Origin of the sequence: Cytobacillus pseudoceanisediminis, assembly GCF_023516215.1 — a bacterium.
GTDB lineage: Bacteria > Bacillota > Bacilli > Bacillales > Cytobacillaceae > Cytobacillus > Cytobacillus pseudoceanisediminis.
The window spans coordinates 1,515,542-1,538,630 of sequence record NZ_CP097349.1 but is presented as its reverse complement, the minus strand read 5'-3'; the positions used below and the strand labels follow the sequence as shown (position 1 = coordinate 1,538,630).

The following is a 23,089-nucleotide window of genomic DNA, read 5'->3' as shown; positions in this document are numbered from 1 at the left end:
GTCATAAATTGTTGAACATCCTTTACAAAAAAACCGCACCAATTGGTGCGGGATTAGCAGATACTACACTCCCCGCTTATTGCCCCATACATATGTATGCAGCTGCGGAAGTACTTTAACATCTGTCAAATCATTGTCATGTATCGTTTTTTCAATGAGCCAATCATATTTGTCAAGCAGTTTCTGCAATAAATTTCGGTCGTCAGCTGTAACAGTGTCATCATTTCCCACCTGCAGATAAAACGGAACACCGGGATAGCGCTTATGAATGTTTTTAGCGTATTCATAATCCTTATCATCAAAAACAACAATCTTCAGTGAGACCTGCTGTTCTGCCTTTCTTTTGGTCTGAAGATTATTCACAATATAACCGAGCACATCGAAGTCTGTTTTCATGCCTGAGCTCGGCGGTTTTGGGGATAGGGTCAGTTCATCAATTTCATAAAACCAATCCTGCCAGCGGCTCCCCTGTGTTTCCAGGCAGATCTTAATTTTTTCTGCTTTGAGCAAAGAAATGAGTTCACTCAAATTTTTTAAAAGTGCAGGATTACCCCCGGATATGGTCACAAAGGAAAATCCATCCCCACCCAGCTCTTTAAGCTCTTTCCAAATTTCATCCGGTTCCATTTGGCGGATGCTGTCTTTCGCACTTCCATCCCAGGTAAAGGATGAATCACACCAGCTGCATGAATAATCACATCCTGCTGTACGGACGAACATCGTTTTCTGGCCGATCACCATTCCTTCACCCTGAATGGTTGGTCCGAATATTTCGAGAACAGGAATCTTACTCAACCTCCATCCACTCCCTTCTTGCTTCCGCATAGCTTGTAGGAGTTTCAAAAAGGCGCACAAATTCTACTCTTGCACCAACATATTGCTCTTTTCTGTTTTGGAGGCTTTGTGCCATTTTTTCATAAATCCAGACAACCATATTCTCTGCTGTCGTATTCATTGGCGGCAGCGTTTCATTCAGATACTTGTGGTCAAGGAATATTTCAATTTCGTTTTTCCAAATTTTTTTAATGTCGCCGAAATCAATCATTAATCCTCTGTCATCCACGAATCCGCTTATGCCAAAAATCACCTTGTAGGTGTGCCCATGCAGGTTTTTGCATTTGCCTTCATAGCAATGCAGATGATGGGCTGAATCAAAAGTGAATTCCTTGCTGACCATTACACGCTTATGGTGGTATTTCAGCTGATCGGGTTTGATATCCTCATTTATCTTCTGCAGTTTATCAACAATCCTGAAACCGTACATGGCTTAAAGCTCCTCCTTTTCCTTGAGGTATTCTTCAAGGCCATTTTTCCTTAAATGGCATGCTGGACACTCACCGCAGCCATCAGCCGGAATTCCGTTATAGCATGTCAGTGTTTTCTCACGCACATAATCAAGGGCATTTAATTCATCTGCCAGCTTCCATGTCTCTGCTTTGTTGAGCCACATTAATGGTGTATGGATCACAAACTGTTCATCCATTGATAGATTAAGGGTGACATTCAATGATTTTATAAAAATATCCCTGCAGTCTGGGTAGCCGCTGAAATCTGTTTCACACACCCCGGTTATAATATGCTTTGCATTAATCTGACTGGCCAGCACACCAGCAAATGACAGGAATAAAAGGTTTCTCCCAGGCACAAATGTGGATGGAAGCCCGCCTTCCTCCCCATCCTTTACTTTAATCTCATCACGGGTTAGTGCATTTGGTGCCAGCTGATTCAATAGGGACATATCTAGAATGTGGTGCCTGATCCCCAGTTCTTTTGCTATTTGCTGTGCACATTCGATCTCCAGCTTATGACGCTGATTATAATTAAAAGTGACGGCTTCCACTTCTTCAAAACGTTCCTTTGCCCAGAATAAGCAAGTTGTACTATCCTGACCGCCACTGAACACAACGAGTGCTTTATCATTTTTCATATAAAAATTCTCCTTTAAATAGAAAAACAGGACCACTAAGAAAGCAGACCTGTTTTCCTTAGTTTTTTAAAGAGGGTAGCTAGAACCTCTACCGTGTACACGGATTTAGCTATTGAACTATCAGTTTATATTATCATCTTTATTGGCTTTTTAGAAGGCTTAAATTTATACAGTAAAAAAGTTTTATTATTCAAAATCGCGGGAAAGTAATAATGCAGCGCCAATTTCATAAGGAGGGACTGAAGCCATGATCAGGTTTACATCGACTTCACGCTATTCCTTTGGCATTGCAAAAAAAGGGACATTTATAAGAAGGTCTGCAGGAATGAATATTCAGGATAGGTCTACTCTGATGCGTCTGGGACTGCTGCAATAATCGGAACCGGCAAAAAAGGTGCAGCTATTGCTTGCACCTTTTTTGCGTTTTAATTTTCTGAATCGGCTTCCAGGAGGTCCCACGCTGTTATGATGCCTTTTGGTTTTTCAGTCGGCTTTCCGTTCTCGGTAACTATGATCCCTTCAAGCTTTTCATTTTTATTTCGGCAGTCCTCAAACATATCCTCTAATTCAAAGATAGATGTATGTTTGCCTGCAAACGAGATTTGATGCTTTGATTTCTTGCTGAAAAGCTCTTTAATTCTCACCTTTTTCAACTGGATTGTTTCTTCTGTAAAGTGCTCTGCCATCCATTTCACGATATCTGCCGAAGTTAATAGCCATGAGTATTCCTCTTTTCTCGAGTAAATGGGGAATTGGGAGTGTGAAAATTTATTAATTATGGCCAGTACATCCGTTAGCTTGCCATCTTCATAAAAATAAAATACCGGAGTTGCAGCTATGGAAAGTGCGGTTTTTGGCTTTTCAAAATGGCCGGCAATCCTTTCAATCTTTTCTACCGTCTCGAGATGAGGCTCCGCAATATAATAATCAAGGTCTATTTTTTCATGGACAATGGCATTTCGCAGCTTGGCAAACTGATGCAAATCATCTTCATATAATCGAATCAGCGAATGATTTTTCTGTATTTCTATAAGTTTATAAAATCTATCTGTTCTGGCGTTTTTAGCAGATTGTTTTAAGGCTTTGTGAATACGGTTAAAGGCAGCCTCAAATCTTTCTGATAAGTTCATTTCTAAATCTGCTTCCAATATGATCTCTCCCTAAATGGTGATGTACCTCCTCTATTCCCAAAATGATGGACAAACTAAACTTTGAAGATATTGGTACGCCTTCTAGCAGAATAATTTGCACAAATAGAATTTTCAGTCTATTATATAATATTATATTCTTCTGCTAAGGACATTGCATAAATATATAACATTACTAATAAATGTTTTTCATTCAAGCATTAGAAGACATGATTTTCCCTTTTTTCAGAAAGAATAATGAATGAAATTTTTTTGAATAAAAATGAAGATTTATTATTACCAAATAATATTTTATTCCTCAGTACAAACAAATTTACTGCGAAAGCTGGTGAAATGATGAGATACACCCTTCACCCATTAGGGGATGATGCTGTTCTTGTTGAGCTTGGGAAAGAAATCAGCAAGGAAACTCATCAGAAAGTTCAGTCGCTGACTGCCTTTCTTGAAAAGTACCCTCCCGAATGGATGATTGAATACATACCTGCTTACACAACTGTAACCATTTTTTATAATCCATTTAAGGCCTATCAGCTTTCAAATGGCCAGCTCCCGTTTAATTTCGTGTGTTCACTGATTAAACCGCTTATTGAAGAGATGACGGAAAATAATATGCCGGAACCTGAAATTGTTGAAATCCCGGTATGCTATGGAGGAGAATTTGGGCCGGATCTTGATTTTGTGGCAGAGCATAATGGGATTACCCCCGAAGAAGTTATTGAAATTCACTCCTCAGGCAGCTACCTGGTCTATATGATTGGATTTGCACCAGGATTCCCTTTTATTGGCGGAATGTCAGAACAAATTGCCGCACCAAGACGGGATACGCCGCGTCTAAAGATTCCCGAGAGAACAGTGGGGATTGCCGGGATGCAGACGGGTATTTACCCCATCGAGACGCCAGGCGGCTGGCAGCTGATTGGGCGTACTCCTGTTAAATTGTTTCGGCCGACGGATGACTCCCCTACCCTACTCAAAGCAGGCGACCAAATCAAATTCAAGCCAATCAGTCTGGAAGAATACCATCATTGGGAGGAGACGGAACAATGATTAACGTTTTAAAGCCTGGACTCCTTTCTAGCATTCAGGACCTGGGGAGAACCGGCTATCAAAAGTTTGGCGTGATTTCCAGCGGGGCCATGGACCCATTTTCACACCGGATGGCCAATCTGCTGGCTGGAAACGAAGAAAATGATCCTGTTTTAGAAATAACGATGATGGGTCCAATTTTAACATTTGAAAAAGATACCCTCATTTCGATTTGCGGCGGTGACCTTTCCCCTTCCATCAATGGCCAGCCTGTTCGGACATGGAGATCCGTTTTTGTGAAAAAAGGCAGTGAACTTAAATTCGGCCGGTGCCGTAAAGGGTGCCGAGCCTATCTGGCTGCTGCGGGCGGATTTGCCGTACCTGATGTAATGAACAGCAAATCCACCTACCTGCGTGCAGGAATTGGCGGTTATAAAGGCAGAGCATTAAAGTCAGGAGACCTGCTGGAAACCGGCAAACCTTCTCTCCAATCATTGAAAATAACGGAGTATTTGACAAAACAGATTCTTGATAGGACTTTTGTTGAAAACGACTGGGGTATTGCATCAGAACTCATACCGGACACAGCGGCAAATCCAGAAATCAGAATAACAAGGGGCCGCCAATTTGATTTATTTTCCGAAGCAAGCCAGGTTCAGCTTTTCAAACATGCCTTTGAAGTTACCTCACAATCGGACAGGATGGGATATAGACTGAAAGGCCCTGCTCTTTCGCTGTCAGAACATGCTGAGCAAATATCTGAAGCCGTAAATTTTGGTTCCATTCAAGTTCCTCCGGATGGAAATCCGATTGTATTGCTGGCTGACCGGCAAACAACTGGAGGTTATCCAAAAATTGGACAGGTTGCTGCTGTCGACCTCCCCTTCTGGCGCAGGCCAAACCCGGAGACTCCTTAAGTTTTGCAGAAATATCAAATGAACAGGCGCAGCAGTTATTAATTAATAGAGAAATGAAATTAAGGGAATTAAAGCAAGGCATATTTTTAAAAACAAGAGGAGGAAATTAAGATGCACATTGTAGACATTAATTGTGATATGGGAGAAAGCTTTGGTTCATACAAGATGGGGAGCGATGAGGAAATACTTGATTATATTACTTCTGCCAATATTGCATGCGGCTTTCATGCCGGCGACCCTGCGACCATGCGAAAAACAGTTAAGATGGCACTTGAGAAGAATGTTGGCCTGGGTGTCCATCCGGGACTCCAGGATCTGCATGGATTCGGCCGGAGGGATATAAACATAACCCCTCAGGAAGCTTATGACTTAGTGGTCTATCAAATTGGTGCTTTGTATGCCTTTGTTAAATCTGAAGGCGGAAAGCTTCAGCATGTAAAACCGCACGGTGCATTATTCAACATGGCCTCAAAAAGCGCACCATTATCAGAAGCAATCGCAGAAGCGGTTTATAAAGTGGATCCTGAACTGATTCTTTTCGGGCTCTCAGGAAGCGAATTAGTAAAAGCCGGCAGGAAAATTGGACTCCGCTCTGCAAATGAGGTGTTCTCAGACCGCACGTACCAGGAGGATGGAACTCTTACTTCAAGAAGGGAACACAATGCACTTATTACAGATCATAGCGAAGCTGTAAATCAGGTAATCCGCATGGTCAAGGAAGGAAAGGTTCATTCTGTCCAGGGTACTGACGTTTCCATTGAGGCCAATACGATATGCATCCATGGTGACGGGGAAAGCGCACTTGAATTTGCCCAATATATTCCGAAGGCACTGAATGAAGCAGGAATCCAGGTAGCGAAAATCAGCGAGTTTTTGAAATAAAACCGATATTCGTGGAAGTAATGAAAAGTTGGTGCCCCTTTAAGGAGACTTATTTATCTTGCGGGGATTCCGATGTTCTCATCGGGTTGAAATAGTGCATATGAGGTTTTAAAAAATAGCGTGCAGGCTTTTAGGGGCGATTGTCGGGAATAGTTCTGTTGAAGAAGAATACTCTAGCGCGAATGGAACTCAATCATTACAAATAGTGCTGATGCAAGGTAAAAGAAGCACGAAAGATAACCACAAATAGAATTATTGGGGGAAAATGAATGAAAAAGCAATCTAATGCCAGTCTTTTGCTGGGTGCCGCATTCCTTATGGCCACTTCTGCCATTGGACCAGGCTTTCTGACACAAACGACAGTATTTACAGAAACCCTGCTTGCGAGTTTTGGATTTGTAATTTTAATTTCTATTATTATCGATATTGGGGCACAGATGAATATCTGGCGAATCATAGCCGTTTCTGAAAAGCGCGCACAGGATATTGCCAACGATGTCCTTCCGGGACTGGGATATTTCCTTGCTGCCCTGATTGTCATGGGCGGTCTTGCTTTTAATATTGGGAATATTGCCGGTGCCGGGTTAGGTACAAATGTTATTTTCGGTATATCCCCTGAATTGGGCGCCCTTCTAAGCGGAATTTTGGCAATCGGCATCTTTCTTGTAAAAGAAGCGGGCAGATTAATGGACCGTTTCACACAGATTTTAGGATTTGTCATGATTGGATTAACTCTTTATGTAATGTTTACTGCACAGCCTCCTGTTGGTGAAGCTGTTGTCAAAACGTTCGTGCCGGATAAAATTGATATTCTGGCCATTATTACACTAGTCGGCGGAACGGTTGGCGGTTATATTACCTTCGCTGGCGGGCATCGTTTAATTGATGCTGGAGTCAAAGGAAAAGAAGCTCTGCCGGAAGTCACAAAGAGCTCTGTCAGTGCAATCGGGATTGCTTCCATTATGCGTATCTTCCTGTTCCTTGCCGCACTGGGTGTGGTTTCACAGGGCCTTGCACTCGATCCATCCAACCCTCCTGCTTCTGTCTTCCAGCTGGCAGCGGGGAATATTGGATATAAGATGTTTGGAGTAGTTATGTGGGCAGCTGCCATAACTTCTGTTGTCGGTGCAGCTTATACATCGGTCTCATTCATTCGGACATTGAGCCCTGCTGTCGAGAAATATCATAAATGGGTCATTGTCGGTTTTATCGCCATTTCTACATTTGTTTTTGTTTTGATTGGAAAACCGGTAAAAATATTGGTTTTAGTTGGTTCATTAAACGGGCTTATCCTGCCGATTGCACTAGGTGTAATGCTGATTGCTGCCTATAAAACCAAAATTGTCGGTGATTATAAACATCCCCTTTGGATGACGATTTTCGGAGTCATTATCGTGATAGCCATGTCTTACATGGGGGTTTATTCATTAATCAATGGTATCCCCGAGCTATTTAAATAAGCATGAAAGGAGATTTTCATATGATCACCCCTTCTCAATTGAATCCCGAAGAGGCGCGCAAATTAATCCGTGTAAAGGATTGGGATGATCCAACTGCAGGAATGGCTAATGGCTTTATTCAAGCTAATCTGGCTATATTGCCAAAGGAGCTGGCCTTTGAATTTCTGCTCTTCTGCCAGCGTAATCCTAAATCATGTCCAATCATTGATGTGACTGAACCAGGTTCACCAGTGCCAATGCTGTCAGCTCCAAATGCTGATATTAGAACCGACCTGCCAAAATACAGGGTATATAAAAACGGAGAGCTCGCTGAGGAACTTTCAGATATAACATCTTATTGGAATGATGATATGGTAGCATTTCTGCTCGGATGCAGTTTTACATTCGAAGACGCATTGCTCAAAAATAATATCCCTATCCGCCATATTGAGGAAAATCGGAATGTCCCGATGTATAAAACCAATATTGGCTGTGTGGGTGCAGGCCGGTTTGAAGGCCCGATGGTAGTGAGTATGCGTCCGATGACAGAAAAGGAAGCCATTAGGGCTGTACAGGTGACAAGCCGCTTCCCATCTGTCCATGGGGCCCCTGTCCATATTGGAAATCCAGAAGCAATCGGCATTAGCAATATCCAACGCCCAGATTTTGGGGACCCTGTGACCATTAAAGATGGAGAGGTACCGGTTTTCTGGGCCTGCGGGGTAACACCCCAGGCAGTTGCCATGCATGTGAAGCCGGAAATTATGATTACACATGCTCCGGGACATATGTTTATTACTGATTTGAAAAATGAGGAGTTTTCGGTTTTATAGGAAAAAGGCGTCCCATGGGCGCCTTTTACTTTTTATTTTTCAAATAATTCAGGGCATCATGATGATCTTTTTTCATAATCTGCTCAATTATTGGGTCTGCGGGTATTACTTCCCTGCTTTTTTATTGATTGTCCGGTAAACGGGCCTGATCGACGAAAGACTGCTTTTAACTTTCCATTCGCTATCCTGGAAAACAATTTTCAAATCGATGAGACCAAGATGATTGCCCCAATATCCAGCTTGGACTGCAGCAGTTCCGTTAATGGTGCCAGTCTTTAAGTCGATTCCAGGCAGCTTTTGCAGTTCATCTTTGACAGGAAAAACAGAATGGCTGTGCCCGAATAGAATGGCATCTAATCCTTTAACCTTGCTGAGGGCATGAACTGAGTTGCCCTTTTTTTCATCCAGTCCTTTATCGGACTCTAGACCTGTATGGGCAAGAGCCACAATAATATCTGCCCCTTTGCTTTTCATAATAGGGATAAAATGCTCGGCAGTTTCCTTTATATTTTTCACTTTAAGGTTTCCGTGAAAATACTCCTTATTCCATTCCGCAACAATCGGTGTGATAAAGCCGATGACTCCAACTTTCAGCTTATGCTTCTCCCCGGCTGTATCTGTCACTTCTTTCTCTATAATGGTATAGGGATTAAAATAATTCAAATCATCCTCATCGAGCTGATTGCTGTCTTCAACATATATATTGGCATTGACATAAGGAAAGTTAGCCCCCCTGAGGCTTTCTTCCATAAAATCAATTCCGTAATTAAATTCATGATTTCCCACCGTAGCAGCATCATAAAGCAGAGTATTCATGGCTTTAAAAACAGGATGGACATTAGCCATGTCAAGCGGATGGCTTCTATAGGCATACTCATCGAGTCCGTTGCCTTCAAGAATGTCCCCATTATCAAATAGAAGGGAATTAGGAGACTCATTTCTTGCCTGTTTAATCAAGCTGGCCGTTCTTGAAAGCCCAAACTCCACTGTTTTCTTGCGGTCTTCGTAATCATAACCAATCATATTTCCATGCAAATCCGTTGTTTCCATCAGGCGCAGATGGATGGTTGGCGGTCCGGAGACTTCAGCTTCCGTCTGGTTCCAGACAATCAGCAGGGCTATGAATAATAACAGCGTGATTAAGTATTTTTTCATTCCCTTTTTCATTCCATCTCCCCCAGATGATCTAAGATAAGTTTTCTTATTTTCTCTCGATACATGAAAATTAATCAGAGATTGGGGGCTTAAGAAAAAAGAAGAAAAAAGGAAAATTTTGAAACTTTTTATCATCCTATTCGTTATAAAAGAAAACAAAAATAGGAGGTCCTGCATGGTTAGACAAAAAAAATTCTGGGTTTGGGCATTGTTGTTCTTTATTTTAGAATCAATTTTAGCAGCGGGTATTTCGTTTTTTCTTCACTTCCCTCTGCTTGATACCATTGCCTACAGCAGCTTTATTCTTTTTGCATTAAGCCTATTTGCTTTTTCACAGGATGATGCCTGGACAAATAATGTGATTGCTGATTAAGCTAAATATGATGACTCATATGAATGAAGAAGAAAGAGCTGAATTTTTCATTCATATCAATCCGTTTCTTTCAGGGACATTTGCTTTTTTTATCGTTGGGATAATAATTACGGTGTATTTGTTTATAAGTTAATTTGTTGTTGTTTTAGTGTTTAATGATGTCCGTTGCTTTCCGCGGGGAGGCATGAGAGACTCCTTTGCTTCGCTTGTGGGGTCTCTTACTCCCTCTCCTCCCGAAGGACTTTGAATTGTCTTCCTTGAATCATCACCGCACGAAGAAAATGCGTATGCATTTTCAAGGATCAAGTGCCCACAGCGAAGATCAACTCAGCAGATTAAATAAAATTTGGAGTAAAAAACAACAAACTTTGAAAAAAACTTCTATTTTTTGTAAAGAGTTTTTATTATGATTTTCTCCCAGCTTTTCCAGTTCAGTACGTTTTTCAGGCGTATTCTTGTGCGTACACCCTTTCCTACCGGGTACCTGAGTGAAGGTTCTTTTTCCCTGAGAATGCTCACTGCTTTTTTCGCTACGATTAGCGGATCTTCATAAAAGGGCTCGCCTTGTTCAAGGTAATTTTGAATTTTTGTCATATATGGATAATAAGGTGAATCTTTTTTCAAGGATGGTTCCGCTATCTTTTTCCCTGTTGTCCAGATGCCAGTCCTGAAAGATCCTGGCTCAATCAGGACAACATTTACGCCAAACGGTTTCATTTCAAGTCTAAGTGATTCACTCCACCCTTCTACAGCAAATTTTGATGCGGCATATGGCGATAAGCCTGGAAACCCGATTCTTCCGCTGATGGAACTTACATTTAAGATGGTTCCTGTTCTTTGTTTTCGCATAAATGGCAGAACCGCTTGTGTTACTGCAAACGTTCCAAAAACGTTTGTCTCAAATTGATTTCTATACTCCTCCAGCGGTATTTCTTCCGCAAATCCTGCTCCTGCATAGCCTGCATTATTGATTAAAACATCAATTGAAGGCAATTGAAGGATCAGGTTTTTAAAACCTTCTATGGATGAGGACGAGGTGACATCCAATTCGTGAATGGATATCTGTTCATGAACTCCCTCTCGTCTAGCTTTCTCCATTAATAATTTGCTTTTATTCGTATTTCTCATTGTTGCAATAACTTGAAAATCATTCTTAGCCAGCTCAATGGCCATCAAGGTTCCAAACCCGCTGGAACAGCCTGTAACGGCAGCATATTTCCTATCCAACTATCATCATCCTTTCTTCGTAATGATTTTTTCCAATTCGACTGTAAATAGATATATAATTAAATGAAAAAGTATTATAAAATAGTAAATATATTGATAATAAGAGGATGAACAAGGTGGCACACATATTTTTCAGCATTTTCCTGCTTGTATCCGGTTTGTCTTCATCATTGCAGCAAAGCCAGGAGCCGATTGATTTCAATGTGCATTTGAAGGGAAATGCCATTGTTATTGATTCACCTGCCCTTAAAAGCCCTGCATTGAGCAGCACATTAGCAGCTGCAGTAAAATTTACGGCGAAGCTGACCTATTATAAAGAATACCGGATCCATTTTCAGGCGCTAAACTCCCATGCAATTCACAGAAGCAATGAATACATGATCCCATATATGTTCCAGAGTAACTATCTCCGCATTTCATGAAATTTTAAAGAAACTTAAAAAGTGTGGAGGAATGAAATTGGAAACGATAAAATCATTTTTAAATAATAACAGCATCAAACGATTCATTATTTTTGGAATTATTGTCCTGGCTCTTTACCTGCTGAGGAGCATGATTAATTTAATTCTGATTACATTTATATTTTCATTTTTGATGGATAGGCTTGTGAAGCTTGTCCTCTCGAGATTTAAACTGAATAGGAAACTGACGGTCATAACCCTTTATATGGGAATTATCGGCCTGCTTTCTATAGGGATTATCAAGTACCTCCCTTTAATTGTATCTGAAATATCACAGCTGTTTAAACAGGTTGAAAGCTTTTACACCCAAAAACATGACAATATCGTAATTACATATATTGTTCAAATGCTCGAAACAAATGAAATTACGAAATATCTTGAACAGGGCTTTGCGTTCCTGCTTCAATATTTTTCCGATATTAGTCATATTGCCGTACAGGTATTGCTGTCTCTAATCCTTAGCTTGTTTTTCCTGCTTGAAAAACCGAAACTGATTGAATTCACCTTGAAATTTAAGCACAGCAAAATCGCTGACTTTTATAATGAAATCGAGTATTTTGGAAGTAAATTTGTGCAAACATTCGGGAAAGTAATCGAGGCGCAGTTTGTCATTGCCACAGTCAATTGCATCCTGACAACACTTGCTCTATGGATCATGGACTTTCCACAGCTGATGGGATTGTCAATTCTGATTTTCCTGCTGGGATTAATTCCTGTAGCAGGTGTCATTATTTCGCTTGTCCCGCTCTGTACAATCGCCTATTCTCTCGGCGGATTCATCCAAGTATTTTATATAGTACTGGTCATTATGGTGATCCACGCAATTGAAGCGTATATTTTAAATCCGAAGCTTATGTCTTCCAAAACGGATTTGCCGGTCTTTTATACCTTTATTGTCCTGATTTTCTCTGAACATTTCTTCGGTGTTTGGGGATTAATCGTCGGTATACCAGTGTTTGTATTTATGCTGGATGTTCTTGAAGTCAAGAGCAATCCGCCGAAAATTCAGTAATTTAAAAACACACAGTCCCACTGTGTGTTTTTTCATCTTTTCAGAATCCCCTTTTATTATCGGGCTGCTTCAGCCAATGCCTGAGCCCTTTTCCTGCGTGTGGTTCATCATTATATCTTGGAATGACGTGCAGATGGCTGTGAAGAATGGATTGATTTGAAGCATCGCCCACATTCCAGCCAAGCGTATATCCATCTGGTGCATACTTTTTATCTAAATAATCCTTAGCTTTTTGCAAAAGTACATATGTATCATTCCATTCTTCCGCTGTCAGGTGAAAAGCATCGGAATGGTGCGCTTTTGGCACTATGACCCCACAGCCCTCCAATACGTCCTGTTCTTTATCGTGCTGAAGAAAATAACAAGTGCTGTTTTCAAAAATGATATTTTGAAGAGGGTCCTTGTGCGGACTGCAAAAAGGACAATGATCCTGATGCGGCATTTAATTTTTTCCTTTCTTTGCGGGGTGATTTATCAACAACTTCTCCAAAGCGGCTTTATGTGAATGCTCATCAAATGCAGAGTTATTGATTACAGCCTTTCGAATGGACAGCTTCTTCAAGATTTCCTCTTCAGCCTGCCTCCTGGCTTTAAGAACCTTTAAAGTGCCTTCTTCCCCGCTTAAATGATTTTTCTTTCCATATCCTTGATCGGTATAATAATTGATAAAACCTTCAGACCAGGATTGTGGCCGTTCTTTTATCGCTTTCCTGAAAGAGTAGTCAAGGTTATCCTGACTGATATAAATTAATATCGGATTCAGCTTTTTCACGGAATTTTCCAATGCCAATACATAATTCCGAACCTTTGTAAGCGGAGCTCCATATTTAATCATACCGACTGTAACAGGATTCTGTATAAAACAGCATTCAAAAATATGTACTTTTTGCCGCTGGCAGCTCGCGTTGAAAATCGTTCCCAATTATTGATTATAAGTTTCATATTTTGATCCAAAGGAAGCTCATAGATATCCTTTTTAGATACTTTCTCATAAAATGTGTCTGGAATGTCAGGTACAAGCTTTTTATAAGGCAATAAATAGCCATTATCTTCCGGAATGCAATTTTCGATAATTTGGTCTCTGAATGCACTATATTCTTCCAGTAATCGATGCCACTGGTCATTTTCAAAATAGGCGACGCTCTCATAATCTGCCGGATGATTCAGATCCCCTTCGCAGTACAGCTCTGACTCAATACCGTTTTGCATCAAAATTTCATGAACCAATCTTGCAGTAGTAGATTTGCCTGAACCAGGCAGACCCTCGATTAAAATTAATTTTGTATCCATCGAATCACCTTCACAATATTTAGAATTCGCATTCTATTGTAATGCATAAAAAGAAAAACAAACAGCATTATTAACTGTTTGTCGTTTGGAAGAGGTTTATTTTATTGCTGAATTTTTTTATGGGAAATTGTCTTGGATATTAATAGCTTTTTGGTGAGCCCACCAGTTTTTGTCGCCATAAACGTACTATGTCGACCTTTTTATGTGTGGGGACTAAATATTGTTTTTTTGAACACTTCATTGAGACCTTTTTAAGGTGAGCCATTGAATTTTCGTCTTTATGAACGCTCTATGCGCCCAATTGTTGGTGCACCACTGAATTTTCGTCTTCATGAAGGCTCTATGGCGACCATTTGTTGGTGAAGCATTAAATTTTCGTCTTCATGAAAGCTCTATGGCGACCATTTGTTGGTGAGCCACTGAATTTTCGTCTTCATAAAGGCTCTATGGTCCCATTTGTTGGTGAGCCATTGAATTTTCGTCTTTATGAATGGTCCATGTCGACCATTTTTTGATAAGCCATTGAATTTTCGTCTTCATGAAGGTTCTATGTCGCCCATTTTTTAATGAGCCACTGAATTTTCGTCTTCATAAACGCTCTATGTGAACCATTTTAAGGTGCGTCACTGAATTTTCGTCTTCATGAAGGTTCTATGTCGCCCATTCAGTAATAAGCCACTGAATTTTCGTCGCCAAGATCATATAAAAGCCTGCACTCAAAATTATCTGCGGTGTTTGTTAATTTCCTTTATCAAAACCGTTAGTGCATCGCTCATTGGCGAGGCTTGCATGTTATTGATGATTTGTCCTCGTCTTTTTTCAAGTTTATCCAGGGATTCAAGAAGGCTTTCTTTTGTTAATTTCTCCTCTTCCAATGTAAGGGAGAATCCTTTTTTAAGAAGGATTCTGCATTTTGTATTTGGTCCCCCTGCTTTGTTTTTTGGTTAGCGGGATGATGAGCATAGGAAGCTTCAAAGCAAGAAATTCAAAAATGGCATTGGATCCTCCTCTGGTGACGACTGTATCTGTAGCAGCGAGGATATCAGCAAGCTCGTTGCTGATGTACTCAAATTGTCTGTAGCCTTTAATGTTTATTAAACTCTCATCCTTTTGACCTTTGCCGCATAGATGAACAATTTGGTATATAGAAGTCAGCTCCTGAAGGGATTCCCGGATCGTTTCATTCATTTTCTTAGCCCCCAGACTGCCGCCCATTACAGTCAAGATTGGCCTTTCATCCGTGAACCCTAGAAGCGCCCTTCCCCTCTCCTTTTCACCGGAGAAGATTTCCCTTCTGATCGGAGATCCTATAGCCGTAGTCTTTCTTGCAGGAAAATGCGACGCAGCTTCATCGAATGAAGTAAAAATCCTGTCTGCAAACCGCTGAGAAATTTTGTTTGCAAGTCCTGGAGTCAGGTCACTTTCATGAATATATATTGGTATTTTTAATGAGCTTGCCGCAATTATAACAGGGACCGATACAAATCCGCCTTTTGAAAATACAAGCTTTGGCTTCAGCTTTTTAAGCAGCTTTCGTGCTTCGATAATCCCTTTTAATACACGAAAAAGATCTTTTATATTTTCTTTATCCATGTAGCGGCGGAGTTTTCCGCTGTTAATTCCGTAATAAGGTATGTTCATTTCAGAAATCAATTCTTTTTCGATTCCCTTTATTGAGCCGATATAGTGAATATCCCATTCTCCTTGGGAAAGTTCATTTATTATGGCGATATTTGGAGTCACATGGCCGGCAGAGCCGCCCCTGTAAAAACAATTGTATTTTTTTCATTTCCTACCTGCCTAAACCAATTTTAATTACATTATACATCTAAGATACAAGTTTAAGTCCGATTGCAGCACTTAATACCATTGCAATAAAAAATATCCGTTTTACATCTTTGGGCTCTCCGTACAGAATCATGCCAAGAATGGCTCCTCCAGCGGCACCAATTCCAGTCCAGACCGCATAGGCTGTCCCCATCGGCAGTTCTTTCATGGCCAGCGCAAGAAATATGAAGCTGGCGCCAAAACCGCCAATCAGCAGGAAAAATGATTGCCAATTCCTTTTTTGTGCCAGCTGTTAATCATGGTGACACCTGTCATTTCAAAAAGCCCAGCCAGAATAAGAAACACCCAGCTCATGAAGCTTCAGCTCCTTTATCTTCGTTTGTCACCAGCTTTAAGCCTAAAACACCTAATAACAAAATAAGAACAAGAATTATTTTAGATAATTTCAAAGGCTCTCCGAAAAATACAATTTCAGATAAAACTGTACCAGCAGTGCCCAAGCCCACAAAGACCGCATATACCGTTCCCACAGGCAGGACTTTGCCAGCCATTATCATCAAATAAAAACTGACTGCTATGCATAGGATGGTCCCTGCCCATGATAATGGATCATCCGCATGCTTTAACCCAATCACCCAAAACACTTCAAAAAATGCGGCTATAAATACCTTCAGCCACTGCATGAAATCAGCCCCTTTTTTACGAATATTATTCCCGGAAAAAGAAAAAGCCCGGAAGATATCTGATGAACAGTATCTCCCAGGCTTTTATCCTTCCGTGGCATAGCTTTTATAGCTATGAGTTTTCTCTCGGACCAGGCCAGCAGCTGCTGCGGAACCCTAGAAAACCTTTTTATTAGATTTACTGGCATTATAACAAAATAAAAGCCCCTTTTCCATAATAATGAATGGAAATAGATATCAAGACACATGATTAGCAAGGACATATTCTTTTTCCCAATTCCGGCTGTCTGATATTTCAGCTGATAAAGAATGCAATGAGCATCTCGATGCAATATGACTGAGTGATGGCGGATAGGGGCTTTTTCTTATATGACCTATTATGCAGCTCAGAGCCATCTCATAGTCGAATTGCTGGCAATAATTAAAATAATAATTAACGATTTCGTTTTTGATCCGAAAAGGCGGATATATTCTTTCAATAAGAACAAAAAGCTTCAGCATCTCTGTTTTGTTCATTTACCCCATCCTTTATGATTAACGTTAATTCAATTATTGCCTTTTTTACTAAAACAATACCCCTGCAACTGGCAGGGGTTTCGCTTTATATTTCCAATTCAAGAGCTACCGGGCAATGATCGCTGCCCATAATGTCGCAGTGGATCTGTGAATCTAGTATTCTTTCTTTTAGCTTTTCGGACACAATAAAATAATCAATCCGCCAGCCGATATTCCGCTCTCTTACCTTGGCCATGTAGGACCACCAGGTATATGCTCCTTCCGCTTCGGGATATTTATAGCGGAATGCATCAACAAACCCGGATCCAAGCAGTCTGGTCATTTTTCCACGTTCTTCATCAGTAAAGCCTGAGTTGCCCCTGTTGGATTTAGCATTTTTTAAATCTATTTCGAAATGAGCCACGTTTAAGTCCCCGCACATGATCACAGGCTTAATCTGATCCAGGCCGAGTAAATACTCCCGGATCCGCTCTTCCCACTCAAGACGGTATGGAAGCCGGGCCAGGTCACGCTGTGAATTCGGAGTATAGACATTAACAAGATAAAAGCCTTCATACTCAAGCGTGAGAATCCTGCCTTCAGGTTCTGTTTCGTCATCGCCCAATCCATAGCGAACAGAGAGCGGCTCTTTTTTTGTAAATACAGCTGTACCGGAATATCCTTTTTTTATCGCATAATTCCAGTATTGGTGATAGCCTTCCAGTATGAGCTCGATCTGTCCTTCCTGCAGTTTGGATTCCTGAATGCAAAATATGTCTGCATCCACTTCTTTGAAGTAATCCATGAATCCTTTTTTCACACATGCCCTTATGCCATTCACATTCCATGAAACGAGTTTCATTGCTATTATATCTCCTTATGTTAAAAAATCTGTCTGAATACAACATTACCACGGATATTCAATACTTGCACAGTTAAAGTACTGTAACGGGAATGGCAAACAACAAAAATTACTGGCAAATGCAGCATACTTTAATTAGCGGTGCTCTATTGCCTGAATATCATGGTACCGGCATTCATTTGCACTAATTTGACCTTTTCACCCCGCTTAATACTTTCATATAATGATGCCGTCAGCTCAAAGGCTTTGCCATTATCCAGCCGAATCCAATATTCTTCATGCGTGCTGAAGTTGCTCAAGTAATTATCAACCGAGGTCTGCCGATATTTTTCCTCTATTCTACCTTCGAATTCTGCGATATGAGTTTCCTCAGCCACAAGACCTGAAATGAAGCCATAATAGACGACCAGCATGAAAGCTGCCACTTGAACATAGAGGCCTGATTCCATCCACTTTTTCAATTGTTCATCCCTCTGTTTCTATTGTTTGTTAGTGAGCTATCCTCAATAGATTGGGATAAACCTTAGAATTTCAAACATGCATACAATAAAAAATGCCCAAATCAATGGGCATTTCTCATTATTCTATTTACTGAATCATATAACTTGGCGGCTGCTTTTTCTGGTGAATCCGCCTGGCTGATTGCAGAAATGACAGAAACACCGTCTGCTCCTGCCTCAATTAGGGGAGATGCATTTTCAGAAGTAATTCCGCCTATTCCTACAACAGGAATTTGGATGTCGGCAGATCTTAATTCTGTCAAAAAAGTAAGTCCCTGTACTGCTTTGGCATCTGCCTTTGTGGATGTCGGATAAATAGGCCCTATGCCAATGTAATCTGCGCCTTGACGGATCGCTGTTTCCGCTTCCTGCATGCTGTGCACTGAGACTCCCAGGATTTTGCTGCCAATTTTCCTGCGGACCACATCGGCTGCTTCATCGTCCTGGCCTATATGGACACCATCTGCATTTATTTTAACTGCCAATTCAATATCATCATTGACAATAAAAGGGATATTGCTCTGTTTGCAGATTGCTTGAAGCTTTTTTGCGAGCGATTCCTTTTCTTTACCATGAAGGCATCCTGCTCCTTTTTCACGGAATTGAAATAACGTAATGCCTCCCTTGATGGCTGCTTGAAGGACATTTTCAGGATTCTGGCAGCAATTTGTGCTGCCCATTATGAAGTATACTTTTAATAAGCTTCTCATTGCCTGCGGATTAACAGCCATATACTTCAGCCTCCTTCTTCCTTTTATTGAACGCCCAGTGATTGGTAGGTCCATGACCGCTGCCAATTCCTAAATCATTTTCAATTGCTGCCTGGATGAATTTTTTTGCCCGATCAACAGCCTCTGGCACGGTAAGACCGTCAGCGAGGCCAGCGGTGATGGCAGCCGAGTAAGTGCAGCCTGTTCCATGTGTGTTGGCTGTTTGTATTCTGCTGCTTTTAAATTCCGAAAAACTTTCTCCGTCAAAAAGAAGGTCTGCTGCTATGTCTTTTGCTTCATCATGGCCGCCTTTTATGATGACATTTTTCGCTCCAAGGTGATGCAGTTTTTTTGCTGCTTCTCTTTTATCCTCTAGTGAACGAATTCTTATGTCCGTTAAAACCTCTGCTTCTGGAATATTCGGGGTAATCACCAGAGAGAGAGGGATAAGATGCTTTTTCATCGCTAATATCGCTTCATTCTGAAGAAGACTTGCTCCTCCCTTTGCTATCATTACTGGATCTATGACGACATTTTTCCAGCCGTATCTCACAATTTCATTGGAAACACTCTCGATTATATCTGCACTAAAAAGCATTCCTGTCTTCACAGCGTCAGGTCTGAGGTCTTCTCCTATCGACTGAATTTGAGCAGAAACTGCCTCTGCTGTCATTGGATAAACTCCTTGAACACCCTTGGTGTTTTGAGCCGTTACCGCAGTTAAAGCAGACATGCCGAAAACACCGAGTTCCTGAAATGTTTTTAAGTCAGCTTGAATGCCCGCGCCGCCGCCGCTATCAGAACCCGCTATGGTTAAAGCTTTGTTCACTTTCATTTATATTGCCTCCTAACTGGTCGTTTTTCAAAAGAGCCATATGATTCAACATCTGCAGCTGAAATGTTATATAAGCTATTCAAAAACTCTATTTGGAAAGTGCCTGGTCCTTTGCCATCCGATTTTTCTGCTGCGATTTCGGCTGCAGAGCCATAAACGACCAATGAAGTTACTGCCGCTTTTACAGGATCCTTTTCAATAGCAGCGAAAGCTCCTATTATTGAAGTAAGAAGACATCCGGCACCCGTTACTTTCGTTAGAAGAGGATGGCCATTGTTAATGGCAAAAGTGGATTTTCCATCTGAAACGATATCCTGTTTTCCTGTAATAACGGTTACTGCACCAAGTTCTTTTGCTGCCGACTTAGCAAGCTCTGAAGTGTTACCTGCTGCTTCAATTGCATCTACGCCCTTTATACTCCATTTCTGTCCTGCCGCGTTGGCAATTTCTGCAGCATTCCCTCTTATGATGGTAATATCTAACTCTTCTAATATTCTTTTAGCTGTATCTGTGCGATAAGCCGTGGCGCCGACACCAACCGGGTCGAAAATGACTGGAACCCCATGCTGATTTGCTGATTTACCCGCTATGAGCATACTTTTTACTTCTTTTTCTGTCAGTGTTCCCATATTGAGAACCAATGCACCAGCTATTTTAGCCATTTCAGCTGCCTCTTCATGTGCATATGCCATTACTGGTGATGCCCCAATTGCCAGCAGGCCATTTGCAGTAAAGTTTGTTACCACCACATTTGTAATGTTATGTACAAGAGGGTTTGACACTCTTACTTTTTCCAATAGACTGCTAAACTCCTGAATGTTCATCTAATATCCTCCTTTAATTCATAACTAATCCGCCATCTACAACCAGATTTTGTCCAGTAACTGCCCTTGCCCATGGAGAAGCGAAGAAGACTATCGCATCAGCCACTTCTTGAGGATCTGTGACTTTTCTTAATGCAGTCGAGTTTTCGATAATTTTAAAGACTTCCTTAGAGGTCGAAGCACTGGCATCTGTCGTTTTTAACAAACCTCCCGATACCATATTTGCCGTAATTCCATATTGGCCCAGCTCATTCGCCATATTTCTGGTGAAGCCTAATAAAGCAGCTTTGCTGGTCGTATAGTCATGATAGGGTACAACTGGATGCTGGAATAGATTGGTGCCGACCGAGATTACCCTGCCAAACTCCAGTTTTTTCATATCTTCAAGACCTGCCTGAACTGTGTTCAATGCTCCCAGAATTGCACCTTCCAGCTGGCTTTTGTAATCGTCCCATTTAATTGTTTCTGCATCTTTTTTCGAAATAGGGTCAAATTGAAAGTTTACCAGTGCATTATTGACTATAGTTGTAATGGGAGCTCCAAAGTGTTCCTTCGTCTCTTGAAACATGGAGTTCACTTGAACACTGTCCCGAATATCAGCACGAATGGCAATGGCTTTTTCGCCAATTTCCTTCTGCAGAGCATGGGCTTTTTCCTCGCTATGGAAATAGTTAATGACAACTTTCGCTCCTTCTCTCGCGAATGCTTTTGCGGTTTCTTTGCCCAGCCCTCTGCTGCTGCCTGTAATAATGACAATCTGATCGTTAAGATTCATAGAAAATCCTCCTTATTGATAGCCAATTCATCTGTTTTAGAGAACAAAATAAAAACCAGATCCGCAATTGGACCTGGCTGAATAATCTAAGAGAATTAGTCGTTCCCCGCAATTACTACTTTCCTACGCTGGTATGATCCAGATCAGGTCCGAAGGGTAAAAAACAGTCCGGTTTCTTTCTCAGCCCGCGCATCGGGCACCCCTAGCAGTAAAACTATTAAGTTGGCTGTTTTCATCTTAGCCTGAAACGTTAAATCTGTAAAGTCTTGCAATTCTGCCTGTTCCTCTTTAAGGTGTAAATAGAAATACATAACTTGGAGGAATTAAAGAATGGCTGAACACCAATTCCAATTAAAAGCATATTGGCCAGGACTTCGGAATGATGTTGGAGAAATTGAAACAGGCGGGCTTAAAACAAAGGTTTCCATTCCGCCAGAAATGGAAGGACCCGGAATCGGAACAAATCCGGATGAAATGCTGCTGGGGGCAGCGGCAACTTGTTATATTATTACCCTGGCAGCTATGATGGAACGAAGTAAACTCGAGAAAGAAAACCTTACGATGGAATCAACCGGTATTGTAGATGTAACTAAAGGTGTGATTACATACAAGAAAATTATTCATCGCCCTGTTATTTTGTTACAGGCGGATGCGACTGAAAAGGATCATTCACTTGCGCGCAAGCTGGCGCAAAAAGCTGAAGCATCCTGTATGATTTCCAGGGCGATTAAAGGTAATGTAGAGGTAGAATTAGAAGAAACGATTCTAACTGCCAAAAATCCTTCGAAATAACCAAAAACCGGCATGATTGCCGGTTTTTATTCTTTAAAGAGCCCACTTTCGGATTGCCTGTGCAACACCAGCTTCATCATTAGTTCCCGTAATAGCATTCGCTGTTTCTTTCACAATATCCTGCGCATTTCCCATTGCTACACCCCAGCCTGATTCCTCGATCATGGCAATATCATTTAAGCTGTCACCCATCGCCATTACATTTTCCATCGAAATGCCAAGAAGCTCTGTTACCTTCTGGATACCTTTAGCTTTATTGATTCCAAGAGCATTTACCTCAATATTAGTTAAACTGGAATTTGTAATCTCCAGATCCCCTTTTGTTTGAAGCTCTTTATGAATGAGTTCCCTGATTTCATCATCTGATATATCAAATCCAAATTTAAGCCATTCATGGTCATGAATATTTTCAGGCATTTCATTCGTCCAAACCCGTTCGCAGCTTGTTGCCCAGAAATTAGTCTTATGTGACTGGGATAGGTTCCACATCCACTCCATTATTTTTGAATCAACTGGAGTCCTTGAGATTGATTCACCATCAGGGCCAAATATTTCACTGCCGTTGACTGTGATCAAGTAGGAGTTCAATTCCAAAGAATCGGAATGGTCGCCTGCCGTAAGCCTGGATCTTCCAGTGCTCAAAATAACTTCAATTCCTTTTTCCTTTGCCTCTCGTATGGCCTTACGGTTTTCATCAGGAATTTCCCCTCTGGAATTCAACAAGGTTCCATCCATATCAAGAGCGATTAATTTGATCTGTGGAGCAATATTTGATTGTGACATAATAATCTCCCTTCTTTCTTGCACAATATAGCCATTATATAAATAAACAATCCTCCCATCAAAAACAAAGCACTTGGGCAGAATCATTTTTTCAATATAGGGATTATTATTCCCAATCTAAATGTAAAGGCTGGAATTACTCAATAAATGAGGTGTTGATGAATGCCTCCCATATTATTTTTGCTCCTACTGTTCTTAACCTATGCATTGATGTAGATTTATTTATATAGGAGCCTCCTAAATGGTCTCCGCTTTTTTTGAATAAGCTTAATAAATGCCAAAAAGTTGAAGCGATTTTCTTGCATCTGTCGTCTAACTGTCAGTCAAACAAAAGGCAGCCGGAATAGGCAGC

Annotated in this window: 28 protein-coding genes, 2 pseudogenes and 3 riboswitches; of the genes and pseudogenes, 10 read left to right on the top strand and 20 right to left on the bottom strand. The window is 41.0% G+C overall.

Features of this window, described 5'->3' with window-relative positions; genetic code table 11:
- Positions 1 to 63 precede the first annotated feature (63 nt).
- The 3 genes from queE to queC are packed head-to-tail and all read right to left on the bottom strand — an operon-like array spanning position 64 to position 1,927.
- Positions 64 to 795, bottom strand: a complete 732-nt coding sequence (queE, locus tag M5V91_RS08200) for a 7-carboxy-7-deazaguanine synthase QueE (protein ID WP_009334504.1) — start codon at positions 793 to 795, stop codon at positions 64 to 66.
- Positions 788 to 1,264: a 6-carboxytetrahydropterin synthase QueD gene (gene queD / locus M5V91_RS08195; protein WP_009334503.1), complete on the bottom strand. Its 477-nt coding sequence runs from the start codon at positions 1,262 to 1,264 to the stop codon at positions 788 to 790. The genes queE and queD overlap by 8 nt, the downstream gene beginning before the upstream one ends.
- 3 nt (positions 1,265 to 1,267) lie before the next feature.
- On the bottom strand, positions 1,268 to 1,927 hold the full coding sequence (gene queC / locus M5V91_RS08190) for a 7-cyano-7-deazaguanine synthase QueC (RefSeq protein ID WP_009334502.1): 660 nt from the start codon (positions 1,925 to 1,927) through the stop codon (positions 1,268 to 1,270).
- 52 nt (positions 1,928 to 1,979) lie between these two features.
- A riboswitch (PreQ1 riboswitch) is annotated at positions 1,980 to 2,022 on the bottom strand.
- 152 nt (positions 2,023 to 2,174) lie between these two features.
- Between queC and M5V91_RS08185 the strand changes: the two genes are divergently transcribed.
- Positions 2,175 to 2,303: a hypothetical protein gene (locus M5V91_RS08185; protein ID WP_019379809.1), complete on the top strand. Its 129-nt coding sequence runs from the start codon at positions 2,175 to 2,177 to the stop codon at positions 2,301 to 2,303.
- Positions 2,304 to 2,352: 49 nt separating this feature from the next.
- On the opposite strand, the gene M5V91_RS08180 is transcribed toward M5V91_RS08185, so the two are convergent.
- Positions 2,353 to 3,075, bottom strand: coding sequence for a CBS domain-containing protein (locus tag M5V91_RS08180; RefSeq protein ID WP_157380238.1), 723 nt, complete (start codon positions 3,073 to 3,075; stop codon positions 2,353 to 2,355).
- A 336-nt stretch (positions 3,076 to 3,411) separates the two neighbouring features.
- On the opposite strand from M5V91_RS08180, the gene pxpB reads away from it, so the two are divergent.
- The 5 genes and pseudogenes from pxpB (at position 3,412) to M5V91_RS08155 (ending at position 8,172) form a co-directional block, all read left to right on the top strand.
- The gene (gene pxpB, locus M5V91_RS08175) at positions 3,412 to 4,122 is read left to right on the top strand and encodes a 5-oxoprolinase subunit PxpB (protein ID WP_026041557.1); all 711 of its coding nucleotides are present in this window, start codon (positions 3,412 to 3,414) and stop codon (positions 4,120 to 4,122) included.
- Positions 4,119 to 5,128 (top strand): annotated as a pseudogene (locus M5V91_RS08170) (5-oxoprolinase subunit C family protein). The gene pxpB and the pseudogene M5V91_RS08170 overlap by 4 nt, the downstream one beginning before the upstream one ends.
- A gap of 1 nt (position 5,129) precedes the next feature.
- Positions 5,130 to 5,900, top strand: a complete 771-nt coding sequence (locus tag M5V91_RS08165; protein WP_019379805.1) for a LamB/YcsF family protein — start codon at positions 5,130 to 5,132, stop codon at positions 5,898 to 5,900.
- 269 nt (positions 5,901 to 6,169) lie between these two features.
- Complete coding sequence (locus M5V91_RS08160) at positions 6,170 to 7,360, top strand: NRAMP family divalent metal transporter (protein ID WP_009334497.1); 1,191 nt, start codon at positions 6,170 to 6,172, stop codon at positions 7,358 to 7,360.
- Positions 7,361 to 7,380: 20 nt separating this feature from the next.
- A complete protein-coding gene (locus M5V91_RS08155; protein ID WP_009334496.1) occupies positions 7,381 to 8,172 on the top strand; it encodes a putative hydro-lyase in 792 nt (263 codons plus the stop codon).
- 105 nt (positions 8,173 to 8,277) lie between these two features.
- Here the strand turns inward: M5V91_RS08155 and M5V91_RS08150 are convergent, their stop codons facing one another.
- On the bottom strand, positions 8,278 to 9,339 hold the full coding sequence (locus tag M5V91_RS08150; RefSeq protein WP_284521996.1) for a metallophosphoesterase: 1,062 nt from the start codon (positions 9,337 to 9,339) through the stop codon (positions 8,278 to 8,280).
- Between the two features lie 163 nt (positions 9,340 to 9,502).
- Here M5V91_RS08150 and M5V91_RS08145 point away from each other — a divergent pair, with 163 nt between their 5' ends.
- Positions 9,503 to 9,700 carry a hypothetical protein gene (locus tag M5V91_RS08145; RefSeq protein ID WP_009334494.1) on the top strand — a complete coding sequence of 66 codons (198 nt, stop codon included), beginning with the start codon at positions 9,503 to 9,505 and terminating at the stop codon, positions 9,698 to 9,700.
- 381 nt (positions 9,701 to 10,081) lie between these two features.
- On the opposite strand, the gene M5V91_RS08140 is transcribed toward M5V91_RS08145, so the two are convergent.
- Entirely contained in the window at positions 10,082 to 10,927 is an 846-nt protein-coding gene (locus tag M5V91_RS08140; RefSeq protein ID WP_009334492.1) for an SDR family oxidoreductase, read from the bottom strand.
- A 116-nt stretch (positions 10,928 to 11,043) separates the two neighbouring features.
- Here M5V91_RS08140 and M5V91_RS08135 point away from each other — a divergent pair, with 116 nt between their 5' ends.
- Together M5V91_RS08135 and M5V91_RS08130 are read left to right on the top strand one after the other, a co-directional pair.
- Entirely contained in the window at positions 11,044 to 11,349 is a 306-nt protein-coding gene (locus M5V91_RS08135) for a hypothetical protein (RefSeq protein ID WP_009334491.1), read from the top strand.
- Positions 11,350 to 11,386: 37 nt separating this feature from the next.
- Complete coding sequence (locus M5V91_RS08130) at positions 11,387 to 12,400, top strand: AI-2E family transporter (protein WP_009334490.1); 1,014 nt, start codon at positions 11,387 to 11,389, stop codon at positions 12,398 to 12,400.
- 40 nt (positions 12,401 to 12,440) lie between these two features.
- Here the strand turns inward: M5V91_RS08130 and M5V91_RS08125 are convergent, their stop codons facing one another.
- From M5V91_RS08125 to M5V91_RS08065, 13 genes and pseudogenes are all read right to left on the bottom strand, one after another.
- Positions 12,441 to 12,842, bottom strand: a complete 402-nt coding sequence (locus M5V91_RS08125) for an HIT family protein (RefSeq protein WP_284521995.1) — start codon at positions 12,840 to 12,842, stop codon at positions 12,441 to 12,443.
- Entirely contained in the window at positions 12,843 to 13,190 is a 348-nt protein-coding gene (locus M5V91_RS08120) for a P-loop NTPase family protein (protein WP_284521994.1), read from the bottom strand.
- Between the two features lie 41 nt (positions 13,191 to 13,231).
- Entirely contained in the window at positions 13,232 to 13,690 is a 459-nt protein-coding gene (locus M5V91_RS08115) for a P-loop NTPase family protein (protein ID WP_284521993.1), read from the bottom strand.
- Positions 13,691 to 14,584: 894 nt separating this feature from the next.
- Entirely contained in the window at positions 14,585 to 15,433 is an 849-nt protein-coding gene (gene murG, locus M5V91_RS08110) for an undecaprenyldiphospho-muramoylpentapeptide beta-N-acetylglucosaminyltransferase (RefSeq protein ID WP_439649963.1), read from the bottom strand.
- 85 nt (positions 15,434 to 15,518) lie between these two features.
- A pseudogene (locus M5V91_RS08105) lies at positions 15,519 to 15,832 on the bottom strand (DMT family transporter).
- On the bottom strand, positions 15,829 to 16,161 hold the full coding sequence (locus M5V91_RS08100; protein ID WP_009334485.1) for a DMT family transporter: 333 nt from the start codon (positions 16,159 to 16,161) through the stop codon (positions 15,829 to 15,831). Before M5V91_RS08100 ends, M5V91_RS08105 begins: the two are co-directional and overlap by 4 nt.
- Before the next feature lie 71 nt (positions 16,162 to 16,232).
- A riboswitch (guanidine-I (ykkC/yxkD leader) is annotated at positions 16,233 to 16,332 on the bottom strand.
- Positions 16,333 to 16,398: 66 nt separating this feature from the next.
- Positions 16,399 to 16,677 carry a replicative helicase loader/inhibitor gene (locus tag M5V91_RS08095; RefSeq protein ID WP_217031096.1) on the bottom strand — a complete coding sequence of 93 codons (279 nt, stop codon included), beginning with the start codon at positions 16,675 to 16,677 and terminating at the stop codon, positions 16,399 to 16,401.
- An 85-nt stretch (positions 16,678 to 16,762) separates the two neighbouring features.
- The gene (xth, locus tag M5V91_RS08090; protein ID WP_251174566.1) at positions 16,763 to 17,518 is read right to left on the bottom strand and encodes an exodeoxyribonuclease III; all 756 of its coding nucleotides are present in this window, start codon (positions 17,516 to 17,518) and stop codon (positions 16,763 to 16,765) included.
- A gap of 146 nt (positions 17,519 to 17,664) precedes the next feature.
- The gene (locus tag M5V91_RS08085; RefSeq protein WP_019379795.1) at positions 17,665 to 17,979 is read right to left on the bottom strand and encodes a hypothetical protein; all 315 of its coding nucleotides are present in this window, start codon (positions 17,977 to 17,979) and stop codon (positions 17,665 to 17,667) included.
- Positions 17,980 to 18,080: 101 nt separating this feature from the next.
- Positions 18,081 to 18,749: a thiamine phosphate synthase gene (gene thiE, locus M5V91_RS08080; protein WP_251174565.1), complete on the bottom strand. Its 669-nt coding sequence runs from the start codon at positions 18,747 to 18,749 to the stop codon at positions 18,081 to 18,083.
- On the bottom strand, positions 18,739 to 19,563 hold the full coding sequence (gene thiD / locus M5V91_RS08075; protein ID WP_019379793.1) for a bifunctional hydroxymethylpyrimidine kinase/phosphomethylpyrimidine kinase: 825 nt from the start codon (positions 19,561 to 19,563) through the stop codon (positions 18,739 to 18,741). The genes thiE and thiD overlap by 11 nt, the downstream gene beginning before the upstream one ends.
- Positions 19,560 to 20,387 carry a hydroxyethylthiazole kinase gene (thiM, locus tag M5V91_RS08070; RefSeq protein WP_019379792.1) on the bottom strand — a complete coding sequence of 276 codons (828 nt, stop codon included), beginning with the start codon at positions 20,385 to 20,387 and terminating at the stop codon, positions 19,560 to 19,562. Before thiM ends, thiD begins: the two co-directional genes overlap by 4 nt.
- A gap of 13 nt (positions 20,388 to 20,400) precedes the next feature.
- Entirely contained in the window at positions 20,401 to 21,162 is a 762-nt protein-coding gene (locus M5V91_RS08065) for a 3-oxoacyl-ACP reductase (protein WP_217024768.1), read from the bottom strand.
- A gap of 103 nt (positions 21,163 to 21,265) precedes the next feature.
- Positions 21,266 to 21,376, bottom strand: a riboswitch (TPP riboswitch).
- Between the two features lie 116 nt (positions 21,377 to 21,492).
- Here M5V91_RS08065 and M5V91_RS08060 point away from each other — a divergent pair.
- Positions 21,493 to 21,954, top strand: coding sequence for an OsmC family protein (locus M5V91_RS08060; protein WP_009334476.1), 462 nt, complete (start codon positions 21,493 to 21,495; stop codon positions 21,952 to 21,954).
- Between the two features lie 33 nt (positions 21,955 to 21,987).
- On the opposite strand, the gene M5V91_RS08055 is transcribed toward M5V91_RS08060, so the two are convergent.
- Positions 21,988 to 22,737 (bottom strand): Cof-type HAD-IIB family hydrolase, encoded by a 750-nt coding sequence (locus tag M5V91_RS08055; RefSeq protein ID WP_217024763.1) that lies wholly within the window; start codon positions 22,735 to 22,737, stop codon positions 21,988 to 21,990.
- Positions 22,738 to 23,089 lie beyond the last annotated feature (352 nt).

Bases quoted from the DNA above. Each gene is read 5' to 3' on its own strand.
- thiM (WP_019379792.1), bottom strand. From the start codon at position 20,387: ATGAACATTCAGGAGTTTAGCAGTCTATTGGAAAAAGTAAGAGTGTCA.
- M5V91_RS08145 (WP_009334494.1), top strand. From the start codon at position 9,503: ATGGTTAGACAAAAAAAATTCTGGGTTTGGGCATTGTTGTTCTTTATT.
- M5V91_RS08115 (WP_284521993.1), bottom strand. From the start codon at position 13,690: ATGGATACAAAATTAATTTTAATCGAGGGTCTGCCTGGTTCAGGCAAA.
- M5V91_RS08150 (WP_284521996.1), bottom strand. From the start codon at position 9,339: ATGAAAAAGGGAATGAAAAAATACTTAATCACGCTGTTATTATTCATA.
- M5V91_RS08160 (WP_009334497.1), top strand. From the start codon at position 6,170: ATGAAAAAGCAATCTAATGCCAGTCTTTTGCTGGGTGCCGCATTCCTT.
- M5V91_RS08100 (WP_009334485.1), bottom strand. From the start codon at position 16,161: ATGCAGTGGCTGAAGGTATTTATAGCCGCATTTTTTGAAGTGTTTTGG.
- M5V91_RS08065 (WP_217024768.1), bottom strand. From the start codon at position 21,162: ATGAATCTTAACGATCAGATTGTCATTATTACAGGCAGCAGCAGAGGG.
- M5V91_RS08155 (WP_009334496.1), top strand. From the start codon at position 7,381: ATGATCACCCCTTCTCAATTGAATCCCGAAGAGGCGCGCAAATTAATC.
- queC (WP_009334502.1), bottom strand. From the start codon at position 1,927: ATGAAAAATGATAAAGCACTCGTTGTGTTCAGTGGCGGTCAGGATAGT.
- queD (WP_009334503.1), bottom strand. From the start codon at position 1,264: ATGTACGGTTTCAGGATTGTTGATAAACTGCAGAAGATAAATGAGGAT.
- thiE (WP_251174565.1), bottom strand. From the start codon at position 18,749: ATGGCTGTTAATCCGCAGGCAATGAGAAGCTTATTAAAAGTATACTTC.
- M5V91_RS08125 (WP_284521995.1), bottom strand. From the start codon at position 12,842: ATGCCGCATCAGGATCATTGTCCTTTTTGCAGTCCGCACAAGGACCCT.
- M5V91_RS08165 (WP_019379805.1), top strand. From the start codon at position 5,130: ATGCACATTGTAGACATTAATTGTGATATGGGAGAAAGCTTTGGTTCA.
- M5V91_RS08095 (WP_217031096.1), bottom strand. From the start codon at position 16,677: ATGAACAAAACAGAGATGCTGAAGCTTTTTGTTCTTATTGAAAGAATA.
- thiD (WP_019379793.1), bottom strand. From the start codon at position 19,563: ATGAAAGTGAACAAAGCTTTAACCATAGCGGGTTCTGATAGCGGCGGC.
- M5V91_RS08060 (WP_009334476.1), top strand. From the start codon at position 21,493: ATGGCTGAACACCAATTCCAATTAAAAGCATATTGGCCAGGACTTCGG.
- M5V91_RS08185 (WP_019379809.1), top strand. From the start codon at position 2,175: ATGATCAGGTTTACATCGACTTCACGCTATTCCTTTGGCATTGCAAAA.
- xth (WP_251174566.1), bottom strand. From the start codon at position 17,518: ATGAAACTCGTTTCATGGAATGTGAATGGCATAAGGGCATGTGTGAAA.
- pxpB (WP_026041557.1), top strand. From the start codon at position 3,412: ATGAGATACACCCTTCACCCATTAGGGGATGATGCTGTTCTTGTTGAG.
- M5V91_RS08055 (WP_217024763.1), bottom strand. From the start codon at position 22,737: ATGTCACAATCAAATATTGCTCCACAGATCAAATTAATCGCTCTTGAT.